At 73.1% G+C, this 15514-nt stretch carries 14 protein-coding genes; 5 read left to right on the top strand and 9 right to left on the bottom strand.

From position 1 onward, the window contains the following. Window positions 1-84: 84 nt before the first annotated feature. From egtD to egtA, 4 genes are read right to left on the bottom strand one after another with little or no spacing between them, the layout of a single operon-like run. On the bottom strand, window positions 85-1047 hold the full coding sequence (gene egtD, locus AB0I06_RS01140) for an L-histidine N(alpha)-methyltransferase (RefSeq protein ID WP_363116617.1): 963 nt from the start codon (window positions 1045-1047) through the stop codon (window positions 85-87). After that, complete coding sequence (gene egtC, locus AB0I06_RS01135) at window positions 1044-1838, bottom strand: ergothioneine biosynthesis protein EgtC (protein ID WP_363116616.1); 795 nt, start codon at window positions 1836-1838, stop codon at window positions 1044-1046. The genes egtD and egtC overlap by 4 nt, the downstream gene beginning before the upstream one ends. Then, a complete protein-coding gene (egtB, locus tag AB0I06_RS01130) occupies window positions 1838-3175 on the bottom strand; it encodes an ergothioneine biosynthesis protein EgtB (protein WP_363116615.1) in 1338 nt (445 codons plus the stop codon). The genes egtC and egtB overlap by 1 nt, the downstream gene beginning before the upstream one ends. After that, window positions 3172-4473: an ergothioneine biosynthesis glutamate--cysteine ligase EgtA gene (gene egtA, locus AB0I06_RS01125; protein ID WP_363116614.1), complete on the bottom strand. Its 1302-nt coding sequence runs from the start codon at window positions 4471-4473 to the stop codon at window positions 3172-3174. The genes egtB and egtA overlap by 4 nt, the downstream gene beginning before the upstream one ends. A gap of 291 nt (window positions 4474-4764) precedes the next feature. Between egtA and AB0I06_RS01120 the strand changes: the two genes are divergently transcribed. After that, window positions 4765-5610 (top strand): TIGR02452 family protein, encoded by an 846-nt coding sequence (locus tag AB0I06_RS01120; RefSeq protein ID WP_363116613.1) that lies wholly within the window; start codon window positions 4765-4767, stop codon window positions 5608-5610. Here AB0I06_RS01120 and AB0I06_RS01115 read toward each other — a convergent pair. The 4 genes from AB0I06_RS01115 to AB0I06_RS01100 form a co-directional block, all read right to left on the bottom strand. Next, on the bottom strand, window positions 5573-6019 hold the full coding sequence (locus tag AB0I06_RS01115) for a type II toxin-antitoxin system PemK/MazF family toxin (RefSeq protein ID WP_363116612.1): 447 nt from the start codon (window positions 6017-6019) through the stop codon (window positions 5573-5575). The two genes, AB0I06_RS01120 and AB0I06_RS01115, sit on opposite strands and share 38 nt — an antisense overlap. Before the next feature lie 107 nt (window positions 6020-6126). Next, window positions 6127-7596 (bottom strand): SPFH domain-containing protein, encoded by a 1470-nt coding sequence (locus AB0I06_RS01110; RefSeq protein ID WP_363116611.1) that lies wholly within the window; start codon window positions 7594-7596, stop codon window positions 6127-6129. Window positions 7597-7731: 135 nt separating this feature from the next. Then, the gene (locus AB0I06_RS01105) at window positions 7732-7950 is read right to left on the bottom strand and encodes a hypothetical protein (protein ID WP_362238327.1); all 219 of its coding nucleotides are present in this window, start codon (window positions 7948-7950) and stop codon (window positions 7732-7734) included. Window positions 7951-7969: 19 nt separating this feature from the next. Continuing rightward, on the bottom strand, window positions 7970-9421 hold the full coding sequence (locus AB0I06_RS01100; RefSeq protein ID WP_363116610.1) for an amidase: 1452 nt from the start codon (window positions 9419-9421) through the stop codon (window positions 7970-7972). A 238-nt stretch (window positions 9422-9659) separates the two neighbouring features. On the opposite strand from AB0I06_RS01100, the gene AB0I06_RS01095 reads away from it, so the two are divergent. After that, window positions 9660-11048, top strand: coding sequence for a glycoside hydrolase family 43 protein (locus AB0I06_RS01095; protein ID WP_363116609.1), 1389 nt, complete (start codon window positions 9660-9662; stop codon window positions 11046-11048). 56 nt (window positions 11049-11104) lie between these two features. On the opposite strand, the gene AB0I06_RS01090 is transcribed toward AB0I06_RS01095, so the two are convergent. After that, the gene (locus AB0I06_RS01090) at window positions 11105-11554 is read right to left on the bottom strand and encodes a spore-associated protein (protein WP_363116608.1); all 450 of its coding nucleotides are present in this window, start codon (window positions 11552-11554) and stop codon (window positions 11105-11107) included. A 344-nt stretch (window positions 11555-11898) separates the two neighbouring features. Here AB0I06_RS01090 and AB0I06_RS01085 point away from each other — a divergent pair, with 344 nt between their 5' ends. The 3 genes from AB0I06_RS01085 to AB0I06_RS01075 all read left to right on the top strand — a co-directional run bounded on the left by AB0I06_RS01085 (window position 11899) and on the right by AB0I06_RS01075 (window position 15486). Next, on the top strand, window positions 11899-12852 hold the full coding sequence (locus tag AB0I06_RS01085) for a hypothetical protein (RefSeq protein ID WP_363116607.1): 954 nt from the start codon (window positions 11899-11901) through the stop codon (window positions 12850-12852). Between the two features lie 280 nt (window positions 12853-13132). Then, the gene (locus tag AB0I06_RS01080; RefSeq protein WP_363116606.1) at window positions 13133-13933 is read left to right on the top strand and encodes a serine/threonine protein kinase; all 801 of its coding nucleotides are present in this window, start codon (window positions 13133-13135) and stop codon (window positions 13931-13933) included. Further along, the gene (locus AB0I06_RS01075) at window positions 13930-15486 is read left to right on the top strand and encodes a serine/threonine-protein kinase (RefSeq protein WP_363116605.1); all 1557 of its coding nucleotides are present in this window, start codon (window positions 13930-13932) and stop codon (window positions 15484-15486) included. The genes AB0I06_RS01080 and AB0I06_RS01075 overlap by 4 nt, the downstream gene beginning before the upstream one ends. The last annotated feature ends 28 nt before the right edge of the window (window positions 15487-15514 follow it).

The following is a 15514-nucleotide window of genomic DNA, read 5'->3' as shown; positions in this document are numbered from 1 at the left end:
CGCGTCATTCCACCGTGCCCCAAGCGGCGGCGAAGCGCGAGACGTCGTCTCCCGCCGTCACCGCCGCCCCCGGGTTCCCCGGTGTCAGCGCGCCACGCTCAGCGACAGCGCGAACCGGCCCGCGCCGTCCGTCCACCAGTGGGCCAGCTCCAGCCCCGCCGCGGACAGTTCACCGCGTACGCCCTCCTGCCGGAACTTGGCCGACACCTCGGTCCGCATCTCCTCGCCCGCGGCGAAGTCGACGGCGAGGTCCAGCGCCGGCACCTTGACGGTCTGCGCCGTGCGGGAACGCAGCCGCATCTCGATCCATTCGTGCCCGGCGTCCCACAGCGCCACATGGTCGAACGCGGCGGGTTCGAAGTCGGCTCCCAGCTCCCGGTTGATCACGGTCAGGACGTTCTTGTTGAACGCGGCCGTCACCCCGGCCCCGTCGTCGTACGCCCGGACCAGCACCTCCTCGTCCTTGACCAGGTCCGTGCCCAGCAGCAGGGCGTCGCCCGGGGCGAGCAGGGCGCGTACGGACGCCAGGAACGCGGCGCGCTCGGCGGGCAGCAGATTGCCGACGGTGCCGCCGAGGAACGCCACCAGCCGGGGGCCCGGCGTGTCCGGCAGGGTCAGCTCCGCGGTGAAGTCGGCGATCAGCGCGTGCACGTCGAGCCCCGGCCGCTCGGCGGCGAGCGCCTGCCCGGCCTGGGTGAGGGCGCTCCCGCTGACGTCGACCGGGACGTAGGTGCGCAGCTCGGTGAGGGCGTCGAGCAGGTGCCTCGTCTTCTCCGAGGAGCCGGAGCCGAGCTCGATCAGGGTGCGCGCCCGGGTGGCCGCCGCGATGTCGCCGGAGTGCGCGAGGAGGATCTCCCGCTCGGCGCGCGTCGGGTAGTACTCGGGCAGTTCGGTGATCTTCTCGAACAGGTCGCTGCCGTGCGCGTCGTAGAACCACTTCGGCGGCAGGGTCTTGGGGCGGCCGGTCAGGCCCCGGTGGACGTCGGCGCGCAGCGCGGCGTCCGTGGCGTCCTCGGGCAGGGTGCGGGTGAGGTGGAACGGGCTCACGTACGGGACTCCTTCGGCGAGGGGGAGGGCATGACGTCGTCGGCCGGCTCCTTCAGCGGCGTGAGCAGCACGTCGGTGCGGCTCGCCACGAGCAGGGTCCGGTCGGGGACCTCCCGCCAGTGCGGATCGTCGTCGTAGGGTTCGGAGGCCACGACGGTGCCGCCGCCGGGCCGGGTGAGGTACCACAGGGCGTCGCCCCAGGCGGTCGCGGTGATGGTCTCGCCGTTGGTGAGCAGGAGGTTGAGCCTGGAGCCGGGGGCCGCGGCGGCGACCTCCAGGACCGTGTCGGCCATCGCCTGGCTCTCCTCGTCGCCGCTCCGCAGCCGCGCCAGCACCAGGGCCCACACGAGGGCCGAGTCGTTGCGGGCCTCCAGTGACAGCAGGTCCTCGTGCGGCAGCGTCCGGGACACGGTCGCCAGCGAGCCCGGCCAGCCCCTGACCGCGCCGTTGTGGCTGAACAGCCAGGTCCCCGCGGCGAACGGGGCCGCGGCGGCCTCCGCGTCCGCGCCCGACAGGGTCGCGTCCCGCACCGCGCCAAGGAGCGCGGTGGACCGCACGACCCGGGCGAGATCGGCGAACGACAGGTCCGCCCAGATCGGGCCCGCCCGGCGGTAACGGGCCGGCACCGGATCGCCCTGCGCGTACCAGCCCACCCCGAAACCGTCCGCGTTGACCGTCCCGTACCGCTGGTGCCGGGGCGCCCACGACTGCCGGTACAGCGCGTGCGGCGGCTCCACGAGGAGCCGGCCCAGCCGCTCCTCGGGCCCGACGTACGCCACATGACGGCACATCAGACGTCCTCCGACCGGGCCGTGCGGAATCCGGAGAAGATCTGCCGGCGGATCGGATAGTCCCAGTTGCGGAAGGTGCCCCGGCAGGCCACCGCGTCCACGGCGAACGAACCACCGCGCAGCACCTTGTACTCGGGTCCGAAGAAGACCTCCGAGTACTCCTTGTACGGGAACGCCTTGAACCCCGGGTACGGCAGGAAGTCGCTCGCCGTCCACTCCCACACGTCGCCGATCAACTGGCGCACGCCGAGCGGCGACTCACCGGCCGGATAGCTCCCGGCGGGTGCTGGACGCAGATGCCGCTGACCGAGGTTGGCGTGTTCGGGCCCCGGGTCGGCGTCGCCCCACGGATAGCGCATCGAGCGGTCACCGGCCGGGTCGTGCCGGGCCGCCTTCTCCCACTCGGCCTCCGTGGGCAGCCGGCGCCCCGCCCAGCGGGCGTAGGCGTCGGCCTCGTACCAGCACACGTGCAGCACCGGCTCGTCGGGCGGGACGACCTCGGTGACGCCGAAACGGCGCCTGAGGAACTGCTTGCCGTCCCGCCGCCAGAACAGCGGAGCGTCGATGCCGTGCTTGTGGATGTGTGCCCAGCCGTCGGGCGCCCACCAGCGCGGGTTGTCGTAACCGCCGTCCTCGATGAAGGCCTGGTAGGCGCCGTTCGTCACCGGGGTGGTGTCGATGCGGAAGGGCGCCACCTCACGCCGGTGCGCGGGGCGTTCGTTGTCCAGGGCCCACGGCTCGTCGGAGGTGCCCATCGTGAACGGGCCGCCCGGGACCAGGACTTCGGACGGACCGGTGAACAGCGGCACCGGATCCGGGTCGGGCGCGGTCAGGGCCTGCGGGCCGGTACGCAGCTGATGGGTGATCAGCATCGTCTCGTCGTGCTGCTGTTCGTGCTGCGCGATCATCCCGAAGACGAACCCTGCCTCCGTCAGCCGCGTCCCGTGGAACGCCTGCCGCTCCAGCACGTCCAGTGCCCTTCCGCGCACGTCGGCCGCGTACGCGCGGGCCTCGGCCGGCGACAGCAGGGGCAGCTTCGGCCGTTCCGCGCGCGGGTGCTCGAAGGCGTCGTAGAGGCCGTCGATCTCCGGGCGTATCGCCTCGTGCCCGGCGACGGCCCGCAGCAGCCACTGCTCCTCCTGGTTGCCGATGTGCGCCAGGTCCCACACCAGCGGCGACATCAGCGGCGAGTGCTGCGCGGTCAGGTCGGGGTCCTCGACGCAGCCCGTCAGCAGGGTGGTGCGCTCGCGGGCCACGACGAGGGAGGCGACCGCCCGCGCGCGGAGCGTCTCGGGGTCGACGGCGCCGGCGTCGACGGCGGGCTCGGTGTCGGTCATCGGCGGAAGTCCTTCCCGTGGGCGCGACCGTCCGTGCCGCGCTGTCGGTCGAGCAGGTCGTCGGCGGGGCAGCGGCCCAGGACGACATAGCGGTCCAGATAGGCCGTGACGGCCTCGACGACCTCCGGTGCGGCGCCGAGCCGGGGCAGGGCGTCGAGCGCGGTCGTGAAGCAGGTGACGGCCACCTCGCGCAGTTCCGCGTCGGCCAGGCCGCTGCGGGCCGCGTCCAGCCACAGCGGATTGTGCGGTGCGGCCTGCCCCAGCGTCCGTTCGGCCAGCGGCTTCACGGCCCGGTAGGCGGTCTCGGTGGCCTCCGGGTCCTCGAACAGGGCCGCCGTCACGGCGAGCGGCACGATCCAGCCGTCGTCGCCGGGCTGCGCGTCGATCATGCGCAGCTCCAGATGGCCGCGCGGCCTGACCGGCGGGAACAGCGTCGTGACGTGGTAGTCGAGGTCCTCCCGGGTGGGCGGCCGGGGGGCGCCCGTGCGGATCCAGTCGCGGAAGGTGAGGTCCTCGGGGACGTCCCAGGGCCCGCCGTCCCGCCGTACGCACATCACGGGGGAGTCCAGCACGTGCCGGGCCCAGGCGCCGCGCGGGTCGGTGTCCAGCCGCGGTCCGCCCGCCCGGCCGGCGCCGATCCGGGTCCACGCCAGCTGCCGGGTGGACAGCCAGCCGGTCGGCCGGTGCCCGGCGAGCGGGGAGTTGGCGAACGCGGCGACCAGCACCGCGCCCAGCTGGTGGGCCAGCCACCAGCGCCGCACCAGGCCCTGCGGCCCGGGCTCCGCGTGGCCGGCGTCCAGGCACACCTGCACGGAGGCGGAGGCGCACATCATGGCGCGGCCGGCGGGGCCCGTGCGGTCCAGGCACCTCTCCATGGCGTCGTAGCGCGGTTCGCGAAGGAACCGGCGGGGTTCGTGCCAGGGATCGTGGCCGATGCCGACGAGGGCGAGGTCGTCGCGGCGCAGGACCGCGCGGACGGCGTCGAGGTCGGCGGAGACGGTGTCGATGAGTTCCGTCAGTGAGGCGGCGGGGGGCGAGCTCAGCTCCAGCTGGCCGCCGGGTTCCACGGTGAGCGCCGACCTCAGGGGCAGCGGCCGCAGTGCCGTGTAGGCCGCTTCGAGTCGTTCGGTCGTGACGGGGAGCTGCGGTTCGCGCAGCTCGTGAACGAGCCATTCCACCTCGACACCGAGGCGGCGCGGTGGGCCGGTCTTGAAGCAGATGCCGCGGACGAGTGCCTCGACCTCGGCTTCGGACAATGAGGTGCGTGGCCGGGTACAGCCACCTACCGAATCGGACATGTCGGGATCCTCCTGAGATTCCACCATGCCACCGGTCCGGGCACTTCGGAGGCCCGGGCCGGGACCACCCGATCCACCCAAGACGCTCACGCCGCTCGGCACAAGAGGGCGAAGCGGGGCGTTCCCGGGCCGTCACCCGGCCCGCCCCGGAGTTTCCAGGCACTTTCCCGGGCGTTCTCCCGTGGCGAAAACCCGGTTGCACCCGGGACGCGGCATCGCCCACGATGCCTGCGTGAGCACGACAAGACCGGCCGCGCGGCGCGCGGTCACGGCGCGGACGGGGGTGGCGCCGTGAGCGCGCGCCTGCGCGGTATCGCGCAGCAGACCGAGCAGATCGTCGCGGCCGGGGCCTACCGGGCTCCGGACGGCCGGGAGGTCGCCATCGCCGCGGAACTGCGGGCGGCGCGCGAGGGAACCCGCCTGTACGGTCCTGAACCGGTGCCGGTGCCCGCCGATCGGGTGACAGGGGCGGGAAAGACGCTGGTCGAGGTCACGGGCGAGAGCAGCCTTGAGGCGGCCCGCCGGCTCGGCGGTCACGTGGCCGTGCTCAACTTCGCCTCCGCCCGCAACCCCGGCGGCGGCTATCTGAACGGCGCCCAGGCCCAGGAGGAAGCCCTGTGCCGGGCCTCCGCGCTGTACACCTGCCTCCTGCGGGCCCGGGACTTCTACGACCACCACCGGGCCCACCGCGACCCGTTCTACACGGACCGTGTCATCCACTCACCGGCCGTGCCCGTCTTCCGTGACGACCGGGGCGCGCTGCTGGCCGAGCCGTACACCGCCGGATTCCTGACCTCGCCGGCACCCAACGCGGGCGTGGTGCTGCGCACGGCGCCCGAGCGGGCCGCCGAACTGCCGCGAGCCCTCGCGTCCCGGGCCGAACGCGTCCTGGAGACCGCCGCGGCCCACGGCTACCGCGCGCTCGTCCTGGGCGCCTGGGGCTGCGGGGTGTTCCGCAACGACCCCGCCCAGGTGGCGGAGGCCTTCCGGGCACTGCTCGCACCCGGCGGCCGCTTCGCACAGGCCTTCGAGCACGTGGTGTTCGCAATCCTGGACCGGACGCGGGACCGTGCGGTGCTGGGCGCCTTCGAGGAGGCGTTCAGCTCCAGCCGTAGCGTTCCTGAAGGCGGCGCCTGACCCGGTTGAACCGCATGCGGTCCAGGGCGCAGGCCTCCCGGCGCATGCCGTCCTCGTGCAGGCGCAGCACCCGCTCCACGGAGACCCACGAGAACCGGCCCGACCGGTCCCACGGTCCGCTGCCGATCCCCACCCACTCCCGGTCGTCGTCGTGCTGCTTGCTGGACAGCTGCACGGCCAGGAAGGTGCCGCCGGCCTCGCGGGCGACCACCAGTACCGGGCGGTCCTTGCCCCGCCCGTCGTTCTCCTCGTAGGGCACCCACGTCCAGACGATCTCCCCCGGGTCGGGGTCGCCGTCGTGCGCGGGGGAGTACTCCGTCCGCACCGGGCCCACCTCGCGGGGGTCGGCCTGGACGGTGGCGGAGGGGCCGTGACGGCCGGGGACGTTGTCATCGGTAGGCGTGCTCACGGGGGCACCCTAGAGGCTGCCTCCGTGCGCACGCCGCCCGGGTCACTTTCCGTCCGACGGCACCTTCCGGTTCCGCCCGTCGCAGGGAAGGGGTGGAGCCGCCCGGGTCACCTGTCGTCCAGCGGCACCTTCTGTGGCTGCCCGTTGAGGGACGAGGCGCCCTGCGGTGCCTGCCCCTTGTGATCCATCGACGCGAGCAGCTGACGGGCCAGGCCCAGCCCCGTGCCGCCCATGGTCAGGGCCTTGGCGAACAGGTCCGCCATGCCGTCGGCGCCGTTGAGCAGCACCATGTTGTCGACATTGCCGAAGGCGGACGCGCCGGCCTTCACGATCTCCGGCCAGTTCTCGGCGAGTTGCTGGGCGACGACGGCCTCCTGGTTCTCGGCCAGGGCGGCGGCGCGGGCCTTGATGGCCTCCGCCTCCGCGAGGCCCTTGGCCCTGGCCGCCTCGGCTTCGGCCAGGCCCCGCGCCTGCGCCGCCGCGGCCTCGGCCTCACCGGTGGCGCGGGTCGCCTGCGCGGCCGCCTCGCCCCGGGCCTTGGTGGCCTCGGCCTCGGCGCCCGCGGCCGTCTTGACCCGGGTCGCCTCGGCCGCCGCCGCCAGTTCCGTCTCCTTCGCCTGCGCCTGGGCCGAGGAGATCCGCGCGTCACGGTCGGCCTCGGCCAGGGTGCGCGTCTCGTAGGCCGCCGCGTCGGCGGGTTTGCGCACGTCCGCCTGGAGTTGCTGCTCGCGCCGGTGCGCCTCCAGCTCCGCCACCCGCGTCTCCTGGACGACGACCTCCTGCCGGGCGCCGGCTTCGGCGAGCGGTCCGGCCTGCCGGGCCTTCGCGGCCGCCTTGTCGCGCTCGGCCTGATAGCCGGCCTGGAGGATCTCGCTGTCCCGGGTGGCCTCGGCCATCCGCGCGAACGACTGCTGCTCGGCCTCGGTGGCCAGCCGGTTGGCCTCCGCCTGAGCGATCCGCGCGTCGCGCTGCACGGCCGCCGCGTGCGGCATGGCGAGGTTCTGGATGTACCCGGTCGGGTCCTCGATCTCGTGGATCTGCAGCGAGTCCACGATCAGGCCCAGCTTCTCCATCTCGGTGCCGCACGCGGCCCGCGTCTGACCGGTGAGCTTCTCCCGGTCCCGGATCATGTCCTCGACCGTCAACCCGCCCACGATGGAGCGCAGATGACCGGCGAAGACGTTGTGCACCCGCTCCGACATCAGCTTCTGCTGGTCGAGGAAGCGGCGGGCCGCGTTCGCGATCGACACGAAGTCGTCGCCCACCTTGAAGATGACCACGCCCCGCACCTTCAGCGGGATGCCCTGGTGGGTCACGCAGTCCACCTGGAGTTCGGTCTCGTTCAGATCGAGCGAGAGCTTGCGCACCGCCTGCACGCCGGGCATCACCAGCGTCCCGCGTCCGGTGACGATGCGGAACCCCATGCCCTCCTCGATGCCCTCCGTACGGTGCTTGGACCCCGAGATGATCAGTGCCTCGTTGGGTTCGGCGACCCGCCACATGAGCTTGAACAGACCGATCAGCGCGAGGACGGCGGCAACCGCCACCCCCGCGACGACGCCGACGACCATCGGCATTCGCCCCCCTTTGCCTGGTGCCCTCTCGGCACCGAACGAAGGGGAGTGTGCTCCTGCCCGGAGCCCGGGTACAGACACCGGCGCATCCTTGGCACAAGCTTGACGCGTACGGCTCTCACCTGCGTCGCAGGGGGCTCAACTGTCGTACGCCGGCGTGACGTAGACGGTTCTCGGCGGCAGGTACTCGACCACCATCACCACCGTGCCCGTCTCGATCCGGTCCGCCGCCGAGGCCGGGTGGGCGAGGAAGTGCTCGGCACCGCCGCGCACCCGGACGATCACCTCGCCGACCAGCCCGGGCCCGATCGTTCCGGTGACCCGCCCCATGAGCCCGACCATCGACGCGTCCGCCATGAGACCAGCGTACGGTCGCTCAGGCGGCGGCGGAACGTGCCGTGACCGGCGGCGACGGCCACATGTCGGCCCAGCGCAGCTCCGCCTCCAACTGCGCGGCCACCTGCACCAGGAGCGGCTCGCTGTTCGCCGGGCCCAGCAACTGCGCGCCGACCGGCAGTCCGTCCGGCGTGAAACCGGCGGGCACGTTGACCCCGGGCCAGCCCAGCACGTTCCACGGCCAGGCGTAGGGGCAGGCGGCGATCATCGCCCGGTCGGTGGCGAAGCCGCTCAGTTCGAGCAGGGCCCCGATCCGGGGCGGGGGAGCGGCGGTGGTGGGCGCGAGAACGACGTCGTAGGAGGTGAAGAACCCGCCGATCCGCCGGTGCAGCACGCTCTCCGCGCGCCGGGCCGCCCGCAGCGGGGCTCCGCCGAGCAGCCGTCCCAGCCGCGCCGCGCCCAGGGTGCGCCGGTCCAGCAACGCCGGGAAGGGCGCCTCGCCCACGCGCTCGGCGATCCCGGCCGTGGCACGCGGCACGAAGGTCAGCCCGATCTGCCCGTACGGCGGGTCCGCCTCCTCGACGAAGTGCCCCGACGCGGCGAGCCGCTCGGCCAGTTCGACCACCCGGGTGCGCACCTCGGGCAGGAGCCGGGCGGGCACCGCCGTGAACGGGGGCTTGAGGGAGAGCGCGATGCGCAGCCGCCCGGGGTCGCGGCCGACGGCCCCGGACACGTCGACCGGCGGGGGCCGGTGCGGGTCCTGCGGGTGGTTGCCGCTCGCCGCGTCCAGCAACAGGGCCGCGTCGGCCACACTGCGGGCCAGGGTGCCGTTGACGGTGATGCCCTGGAAGGACTCACCGCGCGGCCAGGTCGAGACCCGGCCGCGCTGCGGCTTGATGCCGACCAGATGCGTCCAGGCGGCCGGGATGCGCACCGATCCGGCGCCGTCCGAGCCGAGTGCGGCGGGCACGAGCCCGGCGGCGACCGCGGCGGCCGAGCCGCCCGAGGAACCGCCCGGGGTGTGGTCCGTGCTCCACGGGTTGCGGGTGGCGCCGAAGGCGGGTCCCTCGGTGAAGGGCCACTGCCCGAACTCGCAGGTGTTGGTCTTGCCGATGATCACGGCACCGGCCGCGCGCAGCCGCCGCACCGCCTCACCGTCCTCGGCGACCTTTGGGAACTCCCCGCAGCAGCCGAACGCGGTCGGCTCACCGGCCACGTCCATGTCGTCCTTCACCGCCACCGGAACGCCGAGCAGCGGCCGGTGCGCGCGGTGCGCGGCCGTACCCCGGTCCGCGGCCGCGGCCAGTTCACGGTCGGCGGCGTCGGCCTCGGCGAGCGCGGCCTCGGAGCGGATGACACGGAAGGCGTTGAGACCGGGCTGCGTCGCTTCGATCCGCGCCAGCGTCCGCTCGACCAGCGCCCGCGACGTCACCTCCCCGGCGGCCAGCGCACGGGCGGTCTCCGCCAGGCCTTCGCAACGGTCGAGCGTCATCGGACACCTCCGGAAGCGGCTTGTCTACCGAACGGTAACGTCCGGTGGCCGGTGGGGGAACGCCGACGAGGGAGTGGAAGTTCACCCATGGGCCACTTCCTCCTCACTGGGCACATCGGCACCTGTTCAAACCATTGACGCACCTCCGCGCCGCCCTTACCTTCTGAGCCCCACTTCTGATCGAGTTGCCGAACCTGGTTCGATATATCGAACCTCGGTGTTCCAGGGAGAGTCGCCCGTGATCCCACGCCCCGCCGCCCCGTCCCGCCGCACGCTGCTGCGTGCCCTGGCCGCCGTGCCCGCCTCGGCGGTCCTGCTCGGCGAAACCCCCGGGCTGCTCGGCACCGCCCTGGCCGCCGCACCCCCCAACGGCTCGGCCACCCGCTACACCATCGTGCCGTTCCTCGACAGCAACGACGGCACCGTCAACGTCTACCAGTCCGACGACGCCACCGACTTCCGGCTGCTGCGCTCCTCGGCGTACACCCCGCCCGCGAACCGGATCCGCGACGCCAGCGTCATCAGACACACCGACGGCTTCTACTACCTCACCTACACCACGCACACCTGGCAGGACCCCAGCACGACCATCGGTTTCGCCCGCAGCTCCGACCGCGTCAACTGGACGTTCCTGTACGACTACACCGTCCCCGTCGCGGGCCTGTCCCGCGCCTGGGCGCCCGAGTGGTTCGTCGACAGTGACGGCAGCGTGCACATCATCGTCTCCTGCTCCACCGTGAACGACGAGTGGATCTTCACGCCGTATCTGCTCAGGGCCACGAACTCGGCGCTGACGGCGTGGAGTTCACCGGTCGCCCTGGCCGGCATCGGCGCCAACCACATCGACACGTTCATCGTGAAGATCGGCTCCACGTACCACGCCTTCCCGAAGAACGAGACGACGAAGTACATCGAGTACGCCACCGCCTCGAACCTCGCCGGCCCGTACACGATCCGCCGGACGGGTGACTGGGCGGGCTGGGGCAGCTACCGCGAGGGACCGGCGCTGGTGCAGCTCGACAACGGCGGCTGGCGGATGTTCTTCGACGGCTACGGTGACGGGAACTACTACTACAGCGACAGCTACGACACCTTCGCCACCTGGTCGGCTGCCGCCGCGCTGCCCGCGATCTCCGGCACCGCACGGCACTTCACGGTCGTCAAGGAGACCGTCACGGGCGGTCCGAGCCTGGCGCGCAACGTCACGCGCTCCTTCCGCTCGGCCAACTACTCGACCCGTTACTGGGAGCAGCAGTCCTCCCTGCTCAACCTGCCCGTGGTGAGCGCCTCCAGCAGCACCGCCGACAAGCAGGCCGCCACCTTCACGGTCGTCGCCGGCCTCGCCGACGGCAGCGGCCTCTCCTTCCGCGACGCGGCCGGGAACTACCTGCGCCACTGGGACTTCCGCGCCCGCTTCGACCCGAACGACGGCACGAGCACCTTCGCCAAGGACGCCACGTTCCTCCTGCGAGCCGGCGCCTCCTCGGGTTCGGTCCGCTTCGAGTCGTACAACTACCCGGGGTACTACCTGCGCCATTACGCCTATCAGCTGCGCGCGGAGCGCTCCGACGGAACGGATCTGTTCCGGCAGGACAGCTCGTTCGTTCCGGCGACGGCCTGGGCGTAACGACGGCACGCGGAAGCCGGGCCCCACGGTCACCCGTGGGGCCCGGCCGGAGGGGGTCAGCGGGTGAAGGTGACCCGGTGCTCCTTCAGGGAGCCGCAGTTGGAGCCGTACACCTGCACGTACGTGTTGGCGATGCTGCCGCCCCAGTCCACGCAGTGGCCCTTGCCATAGGCGTAGGTCGGTCCGGCGTACGACGTGAAGACGCCCTCGTCGTAGTCGCTTTCCTCGGTGTCCGGGACGGAGACCCAGGCGGACATGCTCACGGCCGTGCCCGGGTTGTTGCGGATGGTCGTCACACAGTTCTTGCCGTTGGAGGCGTTGTAGGTCAGGTAGACGGTCCCCAACGAGCCGACGGTCGCCGAGTTGACCGTCTTGTAGCCGCTGCCGCAGACCTTCTGCGGGGTGGTGTTGGGCGCGGCCGAGGCCGGCGACGCCAGGGCGGTCATCGTTCCCACGGACAGTGCCGCCACAGCGGACGCGGCCAGGACGGAACGGGTGAATCGCATATTTCCCCCTTGCAACTCTTCGAGGTGGTTGCTCCTGCATGGTGTGACCCGCGGGGTGCCCAAAGGGTTGTGCGTCAGTTCGCAGGAAAATCAGGGCAGTTGGGGAAGGCGTGTGCCGAGGGCGCGGTCCTGGCGGTGGGTGCCCGAGCTTCCCCGGATGTCGCGGGTTCTACTCATGGGCCGCCGAAGGCACACGCGAGATCCAGAGGATCTGTGCAGGGGTGTCACACAGGCTGCACACGGCCCTTTCAAAGTCTCGTTAGCGTTACGGCTCGATCCCACGTGCGAACGTGACCAGGCGCGGCCGGCGAGCCGCCGGAACAGCCAGATCGGGAAAACCACACATGGACTACTGCTCCTCGTGCCGTCGGCACCTCAACGGCGCCCTGGTCTGCCCGGGGTGCGGCGCCTACGCCCCGGACATCGACCCCTCCGCCTTCAACCGCCCGGTCCCCGCCCCCGCGCCCGTCCTGGCCTCCGCGGAACCGGCCTGGGAGTACCCGGCCACCGAGAGCGGACACGACGGGACGGGATGGGACGAGATCCCGCCGCCGAGGGAGGCCCCCGCCGCCGGTTCCGGCTTTCCGGAGGAGGACGCCTCGGTGGAGACCGGCACCACCGAGGGCTATGAGGCACGCCCGGAGGGACGGGCGGCCCGGCGCCGTCAGATGGCCCGCTGGAAGAAGAACCAGCGCCGGGCCGTGGTCGCGACGGCGGTCGCGCTCGTCGGAGGCGGCCTGACCGTCGCCGCGATGAACGGCAACGCCAAGCCCGGCGTGCAGGCGGCCGCGACGCCCGAGGACACCGCCATGGGCGGCGCCGCGGGAGAGGCGCCCACCTACACCGAGCCGACGTCGAGCCGGCACGACTCCCCGCGCGCCACGCAGCACACCGACCGCGCCTCGCGCCACCAGCAGTCCCGGGCCGCCGACCCCCGCACCACCCCGACGGACACCCACACGGACGCGGCCGCCGCGCCCCGCGAACTGCGGTTGACGACCCCGTCGCAGCGCAGGACCGTCCCGGACACCGTCGACACCGTCGACACCGTCACCGGCAACGCCGGTTCGGCCGGCTCGTCCGGCTCGTCCGGCTCGTCAGGTTCGTCCGGCTCGTCCGGCTCTTCGGGTTCGACGGCCACCGAGCCGACGGCAGCGCCGGCCGCCGGAACCGGTTCGGACGCCCAGCAGCCGACGGCCCCCTCGACGCCCCCGCCCGCGGCGGCCGAACCGCCCGCGGCCTCCACCTCCGACTCCGGGTCGAAGGAACTCTGCCTGCTCGTCATCTGCCTCGGCTGACCGGATGCGGCCACCGGCGTCCGGTGGCCGCGCACAGCCCCGCCCTCCCCTGCCCGAATCCCCCCATCCCAGGCGATCACCCGCCCGGACGGCCGGCACTCTGTGAACAGTGGAACCACGACGCCACGTTCGGCGTGACAGAGATTGCCGGCGTCGGCGCCGTCGCGAGCGGGCGCGGACCACGCCTGAAAAACGCCCGCTGAGCGGCCCCGCCGGGCGCGGGGGCCGACCGTACAATCCTCGCGACCAAATCGGGGGCGACATCAGCGGGGGAGTCCGCGTGGAAACGATCATCGTGCAATTGCCCGGTACCGACCAGTGGGGCGCGGAGGGAACGGGCAGTCCCGAACTGATCCACCTGGGGCCGGGGGACATCGCCGACTTCGGGCGCGGCGGAGCGGGGGTCCGCATCGTCCTGACCGACCCGGGGATCTCCCGCCGGGCCGGGCAACTGGAAGCGGCCGGGGACTACTGGCGGCTGTCCAACTTCAGCCGCAGCGTCTCGTACGTCGTGGAGAACCTGGAAGGGGCCGGAGAGTACCTGACCGTCGCGCCGGGGCGGCTCGGGGCGCCCGTGCCCTTCGAGTTCTCGCGGGTGGTGCTGCCCGCCCTGTCCGGCACCGCCGCGTTCAAGGTCTTCGCACCCCAGCACGCCTATCTCGGCGAGCAGTCCGTGCCGGGCGGCGGCGAACAGACCGTGCACCCCTTCGCCCTGGACCCGACGTCGAAGTACTTCCTCGTCCTGGTGGCCCTGTGCGAACCCCGGCTGCGCGACCCCTCCGACTCCGCTCTGCCCGGCGTCGGACAGATCGTGGAGCGGCTGCGGCCGCTGGCGTCCTGCCGCGATCTGACCCGCTCCGCGGTCAACTACCACATCGACTACCTGGCCTTCACCAAACTGCGCCTCGACCTCGGCGAGGACACCGCGGCCACGGCCGACGGCGGCCGCACCGGCGCCAAACGCACCCGGCTCGCCTCCGTCGCCCTGCGCTTCGGCCTGGTCCGCGAGGAGCACCTCGCACTGCTGCCGCCCCGCGCCACAGCCGGCCGCCTCACGGACCCGCAGGAGGCAGGCGCATGACCACGCCCGAGGAACGGGACGACGAGCTGGAAACGCCCCGCCCGCCCCGGCTCCCGCAGGGGTTCCGCATCGAGGACTGGGAACTGGGCCCGGTCATCGGCTCCGGCGGCTGGGGGACCGTCTACGAGGCCCGTGCCGTCGCCGACGGCACGCCCGTGGCCGTGAAGGTGCTGCCGACCGGCTCCCTGGGCCCCGGGCAGCGTGCCGCGCTCGGCGAACTCGTGGCCCGCGAGGTCCGGTTCAGCGCGGAGGCCGACCACCCCCACCTCGTCCGCACCCACGCCGTGTGCACCGTCGAGGCCCCCCGGCTGCCCACCCTGGACGGCGCGATCGCGCTGGTCATGGACCGGGCCGAGGCCAGCCTGAAGGACGTGCTGGACGCCGCGGACACCGGCGGGCCGATCGCCGACGCCGACCGTGTGCTGCGCGGCGTCGCCGCCGGGCTCGCCCACATGCACGACGCCGGCTGGGTGCACGGCGACCTCAAACCCGCCAACGTCCTGCTGGGCCCCGACGGTCAGGTCTGGCTGGCCGACTTCGGCCTCACCGCCGAACTGGACGGCACCCACGCCCACTTGCCGCCCCTGGGCACCCTCGACCACCTGCCGCCCGAGTGGTGGTCCCAGCGCACCGGAACCCAGGGCGCCGTCGTCCGGCCCACGGCCGACATCTGGGCCTTCGGCGTCCTCGCCCACCAGGTGCTCACCGGCGGCCTGCACCCCTTCTCGGGTGCGACGGCCCGGGCCCGCTCGCTCGCCGCCCAGACCTACGCCCGCGGCACCGCGCCCCTGCGGCTCGACGCCGGGCTGGACGAGGACCTGCGCCGGCTGATCGCCGACTGCCTGGCCCCCGACCACGCCGGCCGCCTCCCGCACACGGCCGCCGGTGTCGCCGCCCGCGTGGAGGCCGTCACCGGCGGGCCCCACCGCCACGGAAGACGGACGGCGCCCGCGGTCGCGGCCGGGCTGATCGTCCTGACCGCCGCCGCGGTCGCCGGGGCCGCCCTGCTCGGGGGAGGCGGAGGCGGCGGCCAGGACGACGAGCGCGGCGGCGCGACCCCCACCCTCACCGGCACCCCCGGCCGGCCGGCCGGGGAGATCCCCGAGGACTCCGACGTACCGGAGGCGCTGCGCCCCGTCATCGCCCGCGCGGCCCACCGCTGCTCCGACGAGGAGATCACCCCCGCCCTGCTCGCCGCGATGATCAAGGCCGAGAGCAACTTCGACCCGAAGGCCTCCCGCCCGGCGAGCGAGGAGTACGGCATCGCCATGTGGACGCCGTCGGTGTTCCGCGCCTGGGCGGTGGACGGCGACGGTGACGGGGACAAGAGTTACCTGTCGCCGCCGGACGCGATCTCCACCATGAGCCTGTACGTGTGCTGGCTCGACCAGCGCTTCAAGCAGGCCGGCCTGCCGAAGAAGGACCTGCCCGCGCTGGTCGCCGCCGGCTACCGCACCAGTGACCGCACGGTCATCGAGGAACGCGGTGTGCCGCAGCGGGTCCGGCCGCACGTGGACAAGGTGATGCGCTACCTCGCCGAGTACCAGAGCTGAGCCGCACGCACGCGAGCGGTGGGCGGGG

Origin of the sequence: Streptomyces sp. NPDC050674 (assembly GCF_040654575.1) — a bacterium.
Lineage (GTDB): Bacteria > Actinomycetota > Actinomycetes > Streptomycetales > Streptomycetaceae > Streptomyces.
This window is presented reverse-complemented; position numbering and strand designations above follow the sequence as displayed.